Below are 15,462 nucleotides of genomic sequence, written 5' to 3'. Positions count from 1 at the left end.
ATGGGTCCGGCCCTGCGGATGGGTGGCCTCGTGCTCGCCCTCATTCTGCTCATCGTCGTGGGTGTGGCGACCGCCGGAGAACGGTTCTGGAGCACCGGCAACCTCATCACCGTCCTGAGCCTCGCGGCCGTGACCGGCGTGGTGAGCATCGGCATGACCTTCGTCATCACCTCCGGCGGCATCGACCTCTCGGTCGGAGCCGTGGTCGGACTGGCGTCCGTCTGGGCCTCGACCCTGGCGACCCAGTACGCGGCCGAGGACTACGGCTGGTGGGTCATCGTGGTGACCGCGCTGGCCGTCGGCCTGGTGGCCGGCCTGATCAACGGTTTGCTGGTCGCCTACGGCAAGATGCCGGCGTTCATGGCGACGCTGGCGATGCTGGCGGCGGCACGCGGGCTCGCAGAGATCATCGCGGGCCGGCAGACCCAGATCGTCGACGTCGAGCCGTTCTTCGACGTCTTCCAGGCGCGGCCGCTCGGCGTACCGGTGATCGTGTGGATCTTCGTCGTGGTCGCGGCGGCGGGTTGGTTCCTGCTGAACCGCACCACGTTCGGCCGCCGCACGGTCGCGGTCGGCGGAAACCCGGAGGCGTCCCGGCTGGCGGGCATCAAGATCAAGCGGCACACCCTGTACCTCTACGGGCTCGCCGGCCTGACCGCGGGCATCGGCGCCGTGATCCTGCTGGCCCGCACCACGGCCGGCTCCTCCACCCACGGGACGCTGCTGGAGCTGGACGTCATCGCGGCGGTCGTCGTCGGCGGCACGCTGCTCGCCGGCGGCCGCGGCACCATCACCGGCACCGTCCTCGGCGTCCTCATCTTCTCGACGCTGACCAACGTCTTCGTCCTGAACAACCTCGACAGCTCGGTCCAGGCGATCGCCAAGGGCGCGATCATCGTGGGCGCCGTGCTGCTGCAGCAGTGGTTCGCGTCGCGCGAGCGCGTCTCGACCACCTAGCGCCACCCAGACCTCACAAGCCAACCCAGCATTTCCACCCCGGATCAAGGGAGATCACGATGACCTCGTCCATTGTTCGCACGCGCCGGGTCTCCGGCGCCGTCGTCGCCGCGGCCTGCGCGGCGCTCGTCGTCGCCGGATGCACCAGCAACGAGCCCCGCGAGAGCGAGGACACCGCCGCCGGTCCCGTCACGGTGACCGAGAACGACGAGCCCGGCGACGAGGTCGTCATCGGGTTCTCCGCACCCGCCGCCGACCACGGCTGGATGGGTGCCATCACGAGTGCCGCCCGCGCCGAGGCGGAGAAGTACGAGGACGTCGACCTCCAGGTGGCCGAGGGCACCAACGACGTCAACGTGCAGATCAGCCAGATCGAGGGCTTCATCGACCAGGGCGTGGACGCCATCGTGCTCCTCCCGTTCGACGGCGCCGCCCTGACCGACGTGGCCCTCGACGCCATGGAGGCCGGCATCCCCGTCATCAACGTGGACCGCGAGTTCACCAGCCCGTTCGCCGCCCGCGCCACCGTGCTGGGCGACAACTACGGCATGGGCGTGAGCGCCGGCACCTACGTCTGCGAGCAGCTCGGGGACAACCCGGACGCCGTGGTCGCCGAGATCGCCGGCATCGACTCGCTGCCGCTGACCCAGGACCGCAGCCAGGGCTTCGCGGACGCCCTCGACGACTGCGGGCTCGACGTCGACGCGCGCGTCGCGGCCGAGTTCACCGTCGAGTCGGGCGAGGAGCAGACGGCGAACCTGCTGTCCGCCGAGCCGCAGATCGACGCCATCTGGAACCACGACGACGACCAGGGCATCGGCGTCCTGGCCGCCATCGAGAACGCGGGCCGGGACGAGTTCTTCCTGGTCGGCGGCGCCGGCTCCAACAACATGATGGAGGAGATCCAGGACCCGGAGAGCGTCGTCAAGGCGACGGTCATCTACCCGTCCACCCAGGCCGCGGACGGCGTCAAGCTCGCCCGTCTGGTCGCCCAGAACAAGACCGTCAGCGACCTCGCCTCGCTCGGCGTCCCCCGCACCGTGCAGCTCTTCGCGCCCGTCGTCACGGCGGACAACGTCGAGGAGTACCTGCCCATCGGCTTCGACTCCTGACGCTGTGACGCATCAGGACGACGCCCGCTCGGGCGTGCTGCACGACGGTGAGACGACAGTGGGGGGGAGGCGCGGGATGAGTACAGCAACGAGCGAGCTCGGGGTCGGCATGGTCGGCTACGCGTTCATGGGGGCAGCACACTCGCAGGCCTGGCGCACGGCGCCGCGGTTCTTCGACCTGCCGCTCGTACCGCGCATGCGCGCGGTCGCGGGCCGGGACGGGGCCGCGGTCCGTGCGGCGGCGGACCGGCTGGGCTGGGACGACGCCGTCACGGGGTGGCAGGAGCTGCTGACCCGGGACGACGTCGGGCTGGTCGACGTCTGTACGCCCGGCGACACGCACGCGGAGATCGCGGTCGCCGCCCTGGAGGCGGGCAAGCACGTCCTGTGCGAGAAGCCGCTGGCGAACACCGTGGCCGAGGCGGAGGCGATGTCCGCCGCCGCCGAGGCCGCGGCCCAGCACGGCGTGCGCGCGATGGTGGGGTTCACCTACCGTCGCGTGCCCGCCGTGGCCCTGGCCCGGCAGCTTGTCCAGGAGGGCCGGATCGGCGAGGTGCGGCACGTGCGCGCGCAGTACCTCCAGGACTGGCTCGCCGACCCGAAGGCGCCGATGTCCTGGCGCCTCGACAAGCAGAAGGCGGGCTCGGGCGCCCTGGGCGACATCGGCGCCCACGTGGTGGACCTGGCGCAGCACGTCACGGGCGAGTCGCTCACCGGGGTGAGCGGCCTGCTCGAGACCTTCGTCCACGAGCGTCCGGAGGCGGTGTCGTCCTCGGGCCTGTCCGGGGTGGCCGACGCCGGCCGCACCGGCAAGGTCACGGTCGACGACGCCGCGGTGTTCCTGGGGCGGCTGTCGGGCGGCGGGCTGGCGACCTTCGAGGCGACGCGGTTCGCCTGGGGCCGCAAGAACGCCATCCGGCTGGAGGTCAACGGGTCGAAGGGCTCCCTGGCCTTCGACTTCGAGGACATGAACCTGCTGCACTACTACGACGCGACGGAGGAGTCGGCGGTCGCCGGCTTCCGCCGGATCGTCGTCACCGAGCCGGAGCACCCGTACGTGGCGGCGTGGTGGCCGCCCGGGCACGGGCTCGGCTACGAGCACGCGTTCACGCACCAGGTCGTGGACCTGATGGGCGACCTGGCCGCCGGGCGGCAGCCGACGCCGTCGTTCGCCGACGGCCTGCGCGTCCAGCGGGTGCTGGACGGCGTCGAGCGCAGCGCCGCAGGAGGGGGAGGGTGGGTGTCCCTCGCCTGACCCGACTCGGACCAGCACAGGGACCGGCTTGAGCGATGCGCTCGGGCCGGTCCGCGGCGGGCCGGGGAGAAGCACTACCGCAATGCACTGGCACTGACCCGACTCAATGAGGAGCCCCAGGTGAGAAAAGTGCTACCGACCCGCCGCTTGCTGCGGTCCGTGGTCGCGGCGACAGCCGTGACCGCGCTCGGTGTCCCGGCCATGGTGGCCGCCGCCGCCCCGTCCTTCGCGGCCCAGGCCGCACCGGCCGTGACCGCAGCCGCCGAGGCGGCGGCCGAACCCTTCGACGCCCTCGTGTTCTCCAGGACCGCCGGTTTCCGGCACGGCTCGATCCCCGCGGGGATCGAGGCGATCACCCAGCTCGGCGCGGCGAACGACTTCACGGTCACGGCCACCGAGGACGCGAGCGTCTTCAGCGACGAAGGGCTCGCCGACTACGAGGTGGTCGTCTTCCTGTCCACCACCGGCGACGTGCTGGACGAGCCGCAGCAGGCCGCGTTCGAGCGCTACATCCAGGCCGGCGGCGGCTACGCCGGCATCCACGCGGCGTCCGACACGGAGTACGAGTGGCCGTGGTACGGCGAGCTCGTCGGCGCCTACTTCAACTCGCACCCGCAGAACCAGGACGCCACCGTCAAGGTCGAGGACCACGACCACGCCTCGACCGCGCACCTGCCGCAGCGGTGGGACCGGTTCGACGAGTGGTACAACTACCGCTCGAACCCCCGTGACGAGGTGCACGTCCTCGCCTCCCTGGACGAGACGAGCTACGACGCGGGGACGGGCGCCATGGGCGCCGACCACCCGATCGCCTGGTGCCAGGCCTACGACGGGGGCCGGTCCTGGTACACGGGCGGCGGCCACACCGACGCCTCGTACACCGAGCCCGAGTTCGTCGAGCACCTGCTGGGCGGTCTGCAGACGGCGGCCGGGGTCGTCGACTCGGACTGCAACGCGACGCAGAGCGACAGCTACGAGATGGTGCCGCTCGACGAGGACACCGCCAACCCGATGATGCTGGACGTGGCCGACGACGGCACCGTCTTCTACGTCGAGCGGGACGGGCGGGTCCAGACGATCGACCCGGAGTCGAACACGACCAGCACCGCGATGACGCTGCCGGTCACCCAGTCCAACGAGGACGGGCTGACCGGGGTGGTGCTCGACCCGGACTTTGCGACGAACGGGTGGGTCTACCTGTTCTGGTCGCCGCAGGACGTCGGTGACGACGGCCCGCACAACCGGGTCTCCCGGTTCGACTACGACGCGGCCGCCGGCACGATCGACCGGGCGTCCGAGGAGACCGTGCTGATCATCCCGACGCAGCGTCAGACCTGCTGCCACGCGGGCGGCGACATGGTCTTCGACGGCGACGGCAACCTGTACGTGGCCACGGGCGACAACACCAACCCGTTCGAGTCCCAGGGGTACTCGCCGCTGGACGAGCGGTCGGGGCGGGAGAACTTCGACTCCCAGCGCACGTCGGCCAACAGCAACGACCTGCGCGGCAAGGTCCTGCGGATCACGCCGCAGGACGACGGCTCCTACACGATCCCGGACGGCAACATGTTCGCCCCGGGCACCCAGGACACGCTGCCCGAGATCTACGCCATGGGCTTCCGCAACCCCTTCCGGATCGGCGTCGACCCGGCGAACGACAACGTTCTCGTGGCCGACTACGGCCCGGACGCCGGATCGGCCAGCGCCGCTCGCGGCCCGGCCGGGACCGTCGAGTGGAACGTCGTCAGCGAGCCCGGGTTCTACGGCTGGCCGTACTGCACCGGTGCGAACAGCGACTACCGGGCGTACGACTTCGCCACGGGCCAGTCCGGCGCCGCGTTCGACTGCGCCGGCGGCCCGGTGAACGACTCGCCGAACAACACCGGCATCACGCAGCTGCCCGCCGCCGTGGAGGCGGAGGTCTGGTACGGGTACGCGACCAACCCGCTGTTCCCCGAGATCGGCGGCGGCGGCGCGCCCATGGGCGGCCCGGTCTACTCCTACGACCCGGAGCTGGAGTCGGACACCAAGTGGCCGGCCTACTGGGACGGCAAGGCGCTCTTCGGTGAGTGGAACCAGGGGCGGATGTACTCCTTCCAGCTCGCGGGGGAGCAGCGGGACGACCTGGTCGACATCAACCGGGTCCTGCCCGGGGTCTTCGACCCGAGCGTCGGCTTCGACCGGCCCATGGACTTCGACTTCGGGCCCGACGGCGCCCTGTACGTCGTGGACTGGGGCTCCGGCTTCGGGGGCAACAACGACACCTCGGGCGTGTACCGGGTCGACTACGTGGAGGGCGACCCGACGCCCATCGCCCAGGCGTCCGCCGACGTGACCAACGGCCTGGCACCGCTGACCGTGCAGTTCTCCTCGGAGGGCACCCGGCACCCGGCCGGCGAGTCCCTCACCCTGCAGTGGACCTTCGGCGACGGTTCGGCGCCCAGCACCGAGGCGAACCCGACCCACACGTACACCGAGAACGGCCGGTACACCGCCCAGCTGGTTGCCACCGACGCGGCCGGGAAGACCGGCGTCGCGAACGTGACGATCGTGGTCGGCAACGTCGCCCCGGAGGTGTCGATCACCTTCCCGGAGAACGGCGGCTTCTTCGAGTGGGGCGACCAGGTGCGGTACGAGATCGAGGTCGACGACCCGGACGGCGAGGTCGCCTGCGAGGACGTCAAGCTGTTCACCTCGCTCGGGCACGACTCCCACGCCCACCCGTTCGACGAGCTGACCGGCTGCGAGGGCGTCATCCAGACGGCCCGGGACGAGGGCCACGGCATCGAGTCGAACATCTTCTGGGTGATCGAGGGCTTCTACACCGACGACGGCGGCGCGGCCGGCGCACCGCTGACGGCGACCGACCTCCAGGTGCTGCAGCCCAAGCTGGTCCAGTCGGAGTTCTTCACCGGTACCGGTCGCGTGGACGGCATCGGCGAGGGAGCGGGTGACCCGGGCGTCCAGATCGAGGAGACCGGCGACACCGCCGGCGGCGGCCAGAACATCGGGTACATCGAGCCCGGCGACTACTGGGCGCACGAGCCCGTGAGCCTGGTGAACGTCGACGAGATCTCGCTGCGTGCGGCCTCCGGGGGCGGCGGCGGTGAGCTGTCGCTGCGCTGGGACGCACCCGACGGCCCGGAGATCGGCCGGATCACGGTGCCCGACACGGGCGGCTGGCAGCAGTACACCGACGTCGCCACCGCGCTGACGGACGTCCCGTCCGGCTCGGGATCGCTCCACTTCGTCCTGCTCTCCGGCGGGGTCAACGCCAACTGGATGGAGATCGAGGGCCGCGGGGTGACCGACAACGAGCGGCCCGAGGTCACGCTGACGGTCGACCCGGTCGCGGGCGACGCGCCCCTGACCGTCACCGCGACGGCGGAGGCCACCGACCCGGACGGTTCGGGCGACCTGACCTACGCCTGGGACGCCGGGCTCGGTGACGGGTTCGTCGACGGCACCCCGTCGTTCGAGCACACCTACGAGGAGCCGGGGACCTACCGCCTCCAGGTGCGCGTCACCGACGAGGGCGGCGCCTACGCCGTCGAGTACGTCATGGTCGAGGTCACCGGGGTCGTCCCGGAGCCGGACCTGTGCCTGTCGGGCCGCTCGGACGACTTCCTCGGGGACGACGTCGACCCGGACCGCTGGACCGTGCTCGACCGCAACCAGGACCTGCGGGTCGCCGACGGGACGCTCACGATCCCGGCGACCGCCGCGGACTTCTACGGGACGGGCAACTCCACGGTCCCGAACATCGTCCTGCAGGACCTGCCGGACGGCCCGTTCACGGCGACGGCGAAGGTGACCGTGCCGGCCTACGCGCAGTACCAGCAGGCCGGCCTGGTGGTCTACGGCGACGCCGACAACTACGCGAAGATGGTGATCCAGGGGCGCTCGGCGCCCGCCGACCCGGCCACCCGCATCTTCCAGTACATCCGTGAGGAGGACGGCGCGCCGAACGAGGTCGGGGACTCCAACACCGCGGCTCTCGGGCAGGCGTACCCGGACACGGTGTACGTGCGACTGGCCAGCAGCGACGGCGAGGACCTGACGGCCTCGTACTCGTCGGACGGCGTGGACTTCACGGCCATGCCGCAGACCAAGTCGCTGTCGGGCATCGACGACCCGCGGATCGGGCTCTTCGCGCTCGCGGGCGCCGGCTCGGCCGCCGCCGTCGTGGACGCCGAGTTCGACTGGTTCCACATCACCCCGGACGACACGGCCGAGGCACCCGGCACCGACGACGAGTTCGACGGGGACGGCCTGGACGGCTGCCGCTGGGACGTCGTCCGCCCCGACCCCACGGGCTACCGGGTGACCGGTGGCGCGCTGGAGATCGACACGACGGCCACGGACATCTACACGGAGAACAACACCGGCACGCCGAACATCGTCGTGCAGGACCTGCCGGACGACGACTGGACCGTGGAGACCGTGGTCGACGGGTCCGACTTCGACCAGCAGTACCAGCAGGGCGGCCTCATCGTGTACGGGGACGACGACAACTACGTCAAGCTCGACCTCGTGACCGACAACGCGGCGGGGGCGGCCGTCGCACAGCGGCTCGAGCTGCGCAGCGAGGTCGACGCCGTGGTGCAGGACCCGCAGCCGAACGTGAACGAGCTGACCTCGGGCACGTGGCACCTGCGGCTCTCGAAGGAGGGTTCGACCTTCACCGGCTCGTACAGCGCCGACGGTGAGGACTGGACCGCCATCGACGGTTCCGTGACCCATGACGGGCTGCAGGACGCCCGGGTGGGGCTCTACGCGCTCGGCGCCTCCCAGCAGTCGGTGGCCACGGCGTCGTTCGGCCACTTCCGGGTGGTCGGCGCCGCTGAGCCGCTCGAGGTGAGCGGCACCGTGTCGCCGGCCGAGCCGGACGGCCCGGACGGGCAGTGGCTCGGGCCGGTGACGGTCACCGTCGAGGCCACGGGCGGCCCGGCCGGCGCCACGGTGTACCGGGAGGTCAACGTCGACGACGGCGGCTGGACCGAGTACACGGCTCCGGTCGAGGTCTCGGGGTCCGGCGCCCACACCGTCCAGGTGCGGGCGTCCGCGGACGGCGAGACCGTCGTCGGCGAGACCCTCCGGTTCACGATCGCGCAGCCCGCGCTCGACGAGGCGACACCCGCGGTCGAGATCGTCCAGCCGACGTGCGCCTACGACCGGTCCGGCGACGAGGTCGTCACCGGCGGTGCGCTCGTCACCGCCGAGGTCGAGGGCGTGCGGTCCTACGTCGTGCGGGAGTGGGTCGACGGCGCCGCCGGTGACCTCGTGACCGACCTCGACGATCTCGCGCCAGGCAGGTACCGGGTCGCGGCCCGGCCCGCCGACGGGTACGCCCTCGTCGCCGAGGGCGGCTGGAGGCTCAACGCCAGCGGGCTCGCCGTGCTCTTCGTGACGATCGAGGAGCCCGAGTGCCCCGACCCGAACACGCCGGACGTCGTGGTGACCGCGGCGACGTGCGACGCCGGTGGGTCGATCGACCCGGTCACGCTGCCGGGCGTCCGCAGCTACGCCGTGGACCGCTGGGTCGGCGGCAAGGCGAAGGGCAAGGTGCGTGACCTGGCGGACGTGGCCCCGGGCGACTACCGCGTGACCGCATCGCCGAGCCCGCGGACGAAGCTGACCGTGACCGGGGACTGGAAGCTCGAACGCTCCGGCAAGGCCGTCGTGATCGTGACGGTCGAGGACGGGTGCGACACGGACCAGGAGGCCAGGTGAGGTCCTGACGGCAGGGTCGGTGACCACCGGCCCGCACCCTCGGCACGGGGGAGCCATACCTTCCCCGTGCCGAGGGCCCTTCCGGGCCGCGGCCCCTGAAACGAGAGGGACGGACATGCAGAGGTTCACACGCCTCGGAGCGACGCTGGCGCTGGGGCTGGCGCTCGTCGTCGGGCCCCTCGCCGCGGCGCCGGCGTCGGCGCACGGCGGCAAGATCGACATCGAGCTCGGCACGGACGGCGCCGGCGGTATCTCCGCGTCACTGGTCTGGGCAGGCGACCAGCACCCCGTCGAGGAGTCGGCCGTGGTGGTGGTCCGGGCGGTCTCCGACGCCGGTGACGAGGTAGGACCGATCACCCTCGTCTCGGCGTCCGAGGGCGTCGGCTGGTACCGCTCCGAGACCGCGGTGCTGGACGAGGGGCACTGGACCGTGACCGCGCAGGTCAAGGAGCCGAAGAAGGCGAAGGTCGAGACCGAGGTCGACGTGGTCGCGCCGCCGGCCACGGAGGAGTCCGACACGGAGCAGGCCGACGCGGAGGAGTCGGACGCCGGGGCCGACCCCGCGACCGGGGAGGACACCGACGGGGCAGCCGCGGCGGACGGTGCCGATGGTGCCGACGGGGACAGCGCCGCCTCGGGAGCCGCGGACGGCGCACCCGCGTCGGCCGGCGTGCCGGGATGGACCCTCTGGGTGCTGGGCGCACTCCTGGCCGCAGGGGCGGTGACCGCCGTCGTCCTGCGCCGGCGCGCGCCGTAGACCGAATACCGAAGACCACGACCGGCAGCGCCGGATCGTTCCGCACAGGAGGAAAACATGGCACGACCCATCACCCTGTTCACCGGCCAGTGGGCCGATCTACCGCTCGAGGAGGTCGCACGCCTCGCGTCGGAGTGGGGCTACGACGGGCTCGAGCTCGCCTGCTGGGGCGACCACCTCGACCCGTGGCGCTGGGACGACGACGAGTACGTCGCCGGCCGCCTCGAGCTGCTGGAGCGGCACGGCCTCAAGGTGTGGGCGATCTCCAACCACCTCAAGGGCCAGGCCGTCTGCGACGACCCCATCGACCAGCGCCACCGCGACATCGTCTCCGACCGCGTGTGGGGGGACGGCGACCCCGAGGGCGTGCGGCAGCGTGCCGCCGAGGAGATGAAGAACACCGCACGGCTGGCCGCCAAGCTCGGCGTCCGGACCGTCGTCGGGTTCACCGGCTCCGCGATCTGGAAGTACGTGGCGATGTTCCCGCCGGTCTCCGACGCCGCGATCGAGGCCGGGTACCAGGACTTCGCCGACCGCTGGAACCCCATCCTCGACGTGTTCGACGAGGTGGGGGTCAAGTTCGCCCACGAGGTGCACCCCAGCGAGATCGCCTACGACTACTGGACCACCGTCCGGACGCTCGAGGCGATCGGCCACCGCGAGGCCTTCGGGCTGAACTGGGACCCCAGCCACATGGTGTGGCAGGACCTGGACCCGGTCAGCTTCCTGTGGGACTTCAAGGACCGGATCTACCACGTCGACTGCAAGGACACGAAGAAGCGCATGACGAACGGCCGCAACGGCCGCATGTCGTCGCACCTGCCGTGGGCGGACCCCCGCCGCGGCTGGGACTTCGTGTCGACCGGGCACGGCGACGTCCCGTGGGAGGACGCCTTCCGCATGCTCAACACCATCGGCTACGACGGCCCCATCTCCGTGGAGTGGGAGGACGCCGGCATGGACCGCCTCGTCGGCGCCCCCGAAGCACTCCAGTTCGTGCGCTCCCACGCGTACGACGCGCCGGACTCAGCGTTCGACGCCGCCTTCTCGACCCGCTGAACCTCGCGCGCCCACCGGCGCGCAGACAGGGAGACAGAGCACCAGGTACCCGCACCACACCGGCGTCGCCGTACGGCGCCGGACCTGCAGGAAGACCGGGCCCCGGACGAATGGGATGCGCACGAGGCCCGGCCGGTGTGAACAACTCGACGAGGAGCTGCATCACAAGATGAAGAGTATCGAGACGCGCTCTCACGCGCGCCAAAAGAGAACGTTCGCGGCGCTCGCGGCGGCCGCCCTGGTCGGCACGGCGCTCGTCGCCGGTCCGACGGCGGCCGCCCACCCCGGGCACGACGGGCACGACGACGAGACCTCCGCGGCCGACACCGACTGGGCCAACTACGAGAAGGTCCTGCTCACCAAGGACGTCGGCGAGCCGATCGACATGGCGGTCCTGCCCGACCTCCGCGTGCTGCACACGGCGCGCAACGGCGAGGTACGGGTGACCGACCCCGCGACCGGCGTCACCAACGTGACCAACACCCTCGACGTCTACTCCAACTCGGAGGACGGCCTGCAGGGCATCGCCCTGGCGCCCGACTTCGAGGAGAGCAACGAGGTCTACCTCGTGTACGCGCCCCGGGACGCCGACGGCGACGGCGTGACGGACACGCCGTCGGGCAACGCGCCCAACACCCTGCCCGCGGGCGAGGACGCGAGCTACTGGGACCAGTGGGTGGGCGTGAACCGCCTGGCCAAGTTCACCTGGACCGGCGACGAGCTCGACCCCGCGTCCGAGCAGCCGATCCTCGACATCGAGGTGCAGCGCGGCCAGTGCTGCCACGTCGGCGCCGACATCGACTTCGACGCCGAGGGCAACCTCTACCTGTCGAGCGGTGACAACACCCCGGCCGGCACGCCGGGCGCCAACGGCTACGCCCCCAACAACGACGCGCCGAACATGAACCCGGGCTTCGACGCGCGGCGCGGTGCGGGCAGCACCAACGACCTGCGGGGCAAGATCCTGCGGATCGACGTCAAGGACGAGATCCCGGCCGGCGCCCCGCCGGGCGAGGGCAGCACGTACGACATCCCCGAGGGCAACCTGTTCGCCCCGGGCACCGAGGCCACGCGTCCCGAGATCTTCGTGATGGGTGTGCGCAACCCGTTCCGCATCGAGGTCGACCCCGAGACCAACTCCCTGACCTGGGGCGACTACGGGCCCGACGCCGGCGCCGCGAACGCGGACCGCGGGCCCATGGGCTACGTGGAGTGGAACGCCGTGGGGCTCGACGACCCGCACAACGCCGGCTGGCCCTACTGCCACGGCCCGAACGCGGCCTACAACGAGTGGAACTTCGAGACCGCCACCCCGCGCGAGTTCTTCGACTGCGATGCGCCCGTCAACAACTCCCGCTGGAACACGGGTCTGACCGACCTGCCCCCGTCGCGGGCGGCCACGCTGTACTACGGCGACCAGCCGGGCCAGCAGCCGCGTGACGAGCTCGTCAACTTCGGCACGGGCAGCGGCCAGGCGCCCATGGGCGGCCCGGTCTACCACTACGACGCCGACAGCACGGCGCCCGGCAAGCTCCCGGAGTACTGGGACGGCAAGGCGTTCTTCGGCGAGTTCTCCCAGGACTACCTCGCCGCGTTCAGCGTGGACTGGTCCACGTTCGAGGTCGGCGAGATCGAGGACTTCCTGCCCAACACGGCCCTGACCGCCGCGGGCATGCCGATCAACGACAACCCGATCGACCTCGAGTTCGGCCCGGACGGGTCGCTCTACGTCCTGGAGTACGGCGACGGCTTCTTCCGGCAGAACCCGGACTCCGGGCTCTACCGGATCGACTACGCCGAGGGCAACAAGGCGCCGCAGGCCGTGTTCACGGCCACCCCGGAGTCGTCCCCGTCCGCGCCGGTGGAGGTCGAGTTCGACGCGACGGGCTCCAGCGACCCGGACGGCGACACGCTCACGTACGAGTGGGACGTCGACGGTGACGGCACCTTCGACCTGACCGGACCCGAGGTCACCCACACCTACACGGAGCTCGGCGTCTACACCGCGCGCCTGCGGGTCACCGACGAGAGCGGCAAGCGCACCCTGACCTCCACGTCGATCAGCGTCGGCAACGAGGCACCCGAGATCGACGTCAGCTTCCCGGCCGACGGCGGGTTCTTCGAGTGGGGCGACGAGGTGGCCTTCGAGGTGACCACGAGCGACGCCGAGGACGGCACCGAGACGGTGTGCGAGCGGGTCGCCTGGTCGTACGGCCTGGGCCACGACGAGCACGCGCACCCCGAGGTCTCGGGCACGGGCTGCACGGGTGTGTTCCCGACCGACCCCAACTCCCCTGAGCACGGCGCCGGCGCGCTCCTGTACGGCGCCGTCGTCATCACCTACACCGACGGCGGGGCCAACGGCCTGCCGCCCGCCGCGAGCGAGGCGACCCTGCGCCTGAACCCGAAGCTGCAGCAGGCGGAGCACGGGACGCTCAAGGGCGTCGAGGTGGTCCCGGACGAGGCGGCCTCGGCCGGCGCGTACGTGACCGGCCTGGGCAAGAAGGACTCGATCGCCCTGCAGCGGGTGAGCCTGTCCGGGATCGACGGCGCGACCGCCACGGTCCGCGGCAAGGGTGAGCTCCAGCTCCGCTGGGGATCGCCCACCGCCAAGCCGTTCGCCAAGGCGAAGGTGAAGAAGGGGAGCGCCTGGCGCGACGTCGACCTGTCGTTCCGCGACAACGACCGCACGGGAACGCTCTACATCACGGCGACGGGCACGCTCGACGTCGACGCGATCACGATGACCGGCGAGGGCGTGGGCACGCCCCCGGCCGCAGCACAGGACTCGACCGGCCCGACCGGGGCCGCTCGGACAGAAGGAGAGCAGTGATGGAATCACGCACTGACGTCAACCGCAGGAACTTTCTGAGGCTTGCCGGCGGCACCGTGGCCGTGGGTGCGGCAACGCTGGCCGGTGCCGGTCTCGCGGGCAGCGCTGCCGCGGCGACGTTCGCCCCGGCCGCCCCCGCGGCGGCCGCCGCGGGCAAGGGCGGGGGCCGTGTGCTCGTGCCCGCGGGTCACATCGGCATCCAGCTGTACTCGATCAGGGACAAGGTCTCGTCGCTCGGCTTCCGCACCGTGTTCGAGCGGCTGGCCGACATGGGCTACGCCGAGGTCGAGTTCGCCGGCTACACGCAGGGCCAGGTCGGGGCGATCACGCCGGAGCAGATCCGGCAGCTCCTCGACGACAACGGCCTGAAGGCCGTGGGCTCCCACCGTGGCATCTCGGACTTCGCCAACAACATGGAGCAGGAGCTCGACATCGCCGAGACCCTGGGCATGGAGCACGTCGGCACCGCGCAGGCTCCGACGAACAACCGCACGGTCGCCGGCTACCTCGCCGCCGCCGAGCAGTTCAACGGCTTCGGGGCGGCGGCGCGCGCCCGCGGCCTGAAGTTCTACCAGCACAACCACGACGGCGAGTTCAGCTTCGCCACCGACAACCCGGACGTCCGGCTCTACGACGTCTTCTACGACAACACCGACCCGCGCAAGGTCTTCCTCGAGATGGACGTCTACTGGGCGTTCGTGGGCAAGCACCGCTACCCGGGCTTCGAGCCGGTGGACTACGTCAAGCGCAACCCGCACCGCTACCCGCTCCTGCACCTCAAGGACGGCGACGCGAACCCCGCCAACACCGGGGGCTACGACATCGTGGAGTTCGGCGCCGGCGACCTGCCGTACACCGAGTTCCTGTCCGCGCTCCAGGGCTCCGGACGGCGGCACGGCATCTGGGAGCAGGACAACGCCGGCACGGTGGCCGCGCCGGGCTTCCCGGTCGACTCGTTCGGCAACGCCGAGCGTTCCTACGTCGAGATCCGGTCGCTGCGCGCCAAGCGCTGCTGATCCGGCGCTTGCAGCAGGGTGAGTGAGGTGTGGCCGACGCCGGAGGGCGTCGGCCACACCTTTCTGTTGTTGCACCCCGGCGGCTCGGCTCGGGCCGGCTAGGGGCGGGTGCGGAGCAGCACGAGGTCGTGGTGGTCCTGGTCGCCCACCCGGTTGGTGCGCTCGCCGACCGCCTCGAAACCGCTCTTGCGGTAGAAGGCCTGGGCGCGCGCGTTGGCCTTGTTCGTGGCGAGCCAGAACGGGAGACCGGCGCCGAGCTCGGCGGCGGCGTCGACCGCGCCCCGCATGAGGGCTGCGGCGACCCCGCCGCCCAGGACGTCCGGGTGCACGTAGATCTTGGACAGCTCCACGTACGGGGCCTCGCACCCGGTCGCCGCATGGATGGCCTCGATCTCCGCCGCGCTGCCGGGCGCGCCGCGGACCAGGAGCGCGTAGCCGAGCAGCCGGTCGCCGTCGTCGTGCACGATCAGCGCGTGCTCGGGGCTGGTGACCCATGTGCGGAAGTGGGCCGGCGTCAGCTTGTGCGCGATGTGCGCGGCCATGTCGGCGGGCAGCGTGCCCGGCGGGCACGCCAGGGGAAAGGTCAGGGCGGCGAGCCACGCGACCTCGGCCGCGTCGTCCGCGGTCGCCCTGCGGACGAGGCCGGGTGGCGCCGGGCGGCCGGCTGCGGCTGTGGCTGTGGTGCGCGGCGCTGTCTCGTGCTCAGGTGTCACGGCACGAACGTAGTACGCGGGCCTGGC

The 15,462-nt window shown here is 71.5% G+C and carries 9 protein-coding genes; 8 read left to right on the top strand and 1 reads right to left on the bottom strand.

Translation table 11 applies throughout. The annotated features are described in order from the left end of the window. The 8 genes from FHX71_RS18950 (at nucleotide 1) to FHX71_RS18915 (ending at nucleotide 14,722) form a co-directional block, all read left to right on the top strand. Complete coding sequence (locus FHX71_RS18950) at nucleotides 1–957, top strand: ABC transporter permease (protein WP_246403433.1); 957 nt, start codon at nucleotides 1–3, stop codon at nucleotides 955–957. A gap of 59 nt (nucleotides 958–1,016) precedes the next feature. Further along, nucleotides 1,017–2,069, top strand: a complete 1,053-nt coding sequence (locus tag FHX71_RS18945) for a substrate-binding domain-containing protein (RefSeq protein ID WP_182619045.1) — start codon at nucleotides 1,017–1,019, stop codon at nucleotides 2,067–2,069. Between the two features lie 76 nt (nucleotides 2,070–2,145). Continuing rightward, nucleotides 2,146–3,324, top strand: coding sequence for a Gfo/Idh/MocA family protein (locus FHX71_RS18940; RefSeq protein ID WP_182619044.1), 1,179 nt, complete (start codon nucleotides 2,146–2,148; stop codon nucleotides 3,322–3,324). Nucleotides 3,325–3,444: 120 nt separating this feature from the next. After that, on the top strand, nucleotides 3,445–9,057 hold the full coding sequence (locus tag FHX71_RS18935; RefSeq protein WP_312877126.1) for a ThuA domain-containing protein: 5,613 nt from the start codon (nucleotides 3,445–3,447) through the stop codon (nucleotides 9,055–9,057). A gap of 115 nt (nucleotides 9,058–9,172) precedes the next feature. Next, nucleotides 9,173–9,814: a hypothetical protein gene (locus tag FHX71_RS18930; protein WP_182619043.1), complete on the top strand. Its 642-nt coding sequence runs from the start codon at nucleotides 9,173–9,175 to the stop codon at nucleotides 9,812–9,814. A gap of 57 nt (nucleotides 9,815–9,871) precedes the next feature. Then, nucleotides 9,872–10,873 carry a sugar phosphate isomerase/epimerase family protein gene (locus FHX71_RS18925; RefSeq protein WP_182619042.1) on the top strand — a complete coding sequence of 334 codons (1,002 nt, stop codon included), beginning with the start codon at nucleotides 9,872–9,874 and terminating at the stop codon, nucleotides 10,871–10,873. 169 nt (nucleotides 10,874–11,042) lie between these two features. Then, complete coding sequence (locus FHX71_RS18920) at nucleotides 11,043–13,706, top strand: PQQ-dependent sugar dehydrogenase (protein ID WP_182619041.1); 2,664 nt, start codon at nucleotides 11,043–11,045, stop codon at nucleotides 13,704–13,706. Beyond that, nucleotides 13,706–14,722 (top strand): sugar phosphate isomerase/epimerase family protein, encoded by a 1,017-nt coding sequence (locus FHX71_RS18915; RefSeq protein ID WP_182619040.1) that lies wholly within the window; start codon nucleotides 13,706–13,708, stop codon nucleotides 14,720–14,722. The genes FHX71_RS18920 and FHX71_RS18915 overlap by 1 nt, the downstream gene beginning before the upstream one ends. 98 nt (nucleotides 14,723–14,820) lie before the next feature. Here FHX71_RS18915 and FHX71_RS18910 read toward each other — a convergent pair whose 3' ends face one another. Beyond that, complete coding sequence (locus tag FHX71_RS18910) at nucleotides 14,821–15,435, bottom strand: GNAT family N-acetyltransferase (RefSeq protein ID WP_182619039.1); 615 nt, start codon at nucleotides 15,433–15,435, stop codon at nucleotides 14,821–14,823. Between the last annotated feature and the right edge of the window lie 27 nt (nucleotides 15,436–15,462).

It is taken from the genome of Promicromonospora sukumoe (assembly GCF_014137995.1).
GTDB lineage: Bacteria > Actinomycetota > Actinomycetes > Actinomycetales > Cellulomonadaceae > Promicromonospora > Promicromonospora sukumoe.
This window is presented reverse-complemented; position numbering and strand designations above follow the sequence as displayed.

Excerpts from the sequence above, each read along its gene's own strand:
- FHX71_RS18950 (WP_246403433.1), top strand. The coding sequence starts at position 1 with ATGGGTCCGGCCCTGCGGATGGGTGGCCTCGTGCTCGCCCTCATTCTG.
- FHX71_RS18915 (WP_182619040.1), top strand. The coding sequence starts at position 13,706 with ATGGAATCACGCACTGACGTCAACCGCAGGAACTTTCTGAGGCTTGCC.
- FHX71_RS18920 (WP_182619041.1), top strand. The coding sequence starts at position 11,043 with ATGAAGAGTATCGAGACGCGCTCTCACGCGCGCCAAAAGAGAACGTTC.
- FHX71_RS18925 (WP_182619042.1), top strand. The coding sequence starts at position 9,872 with ATGGCACGACCCATCACCCTGTTCACCGGCCAGTGGGCCGATCTACCG.
- FHX71_RS18945 (WP_182619045.1), top strand. The coding sequence starts at position 1,017 with ATGACCTCGTCCATTGTTCGCACGCGCCGGGTCTCCGGCGCCGTCGTC.
- FHX71_RS18940 (WP_182619044.1), top strand. The coding sequence starts at position 2,146 with ATGAGTACAGCAACGAGCGAGCTCGGGGTCGGCATGGTCGGCTACGCG.
- FHX71_RS18930 (WP_182619043.1), top strand. The coding sequence starts at position 9,173 with ATGCAGAGGTTCACACGCCTCGGAGCGACGCTGGCGCTGGGGCTGGCG.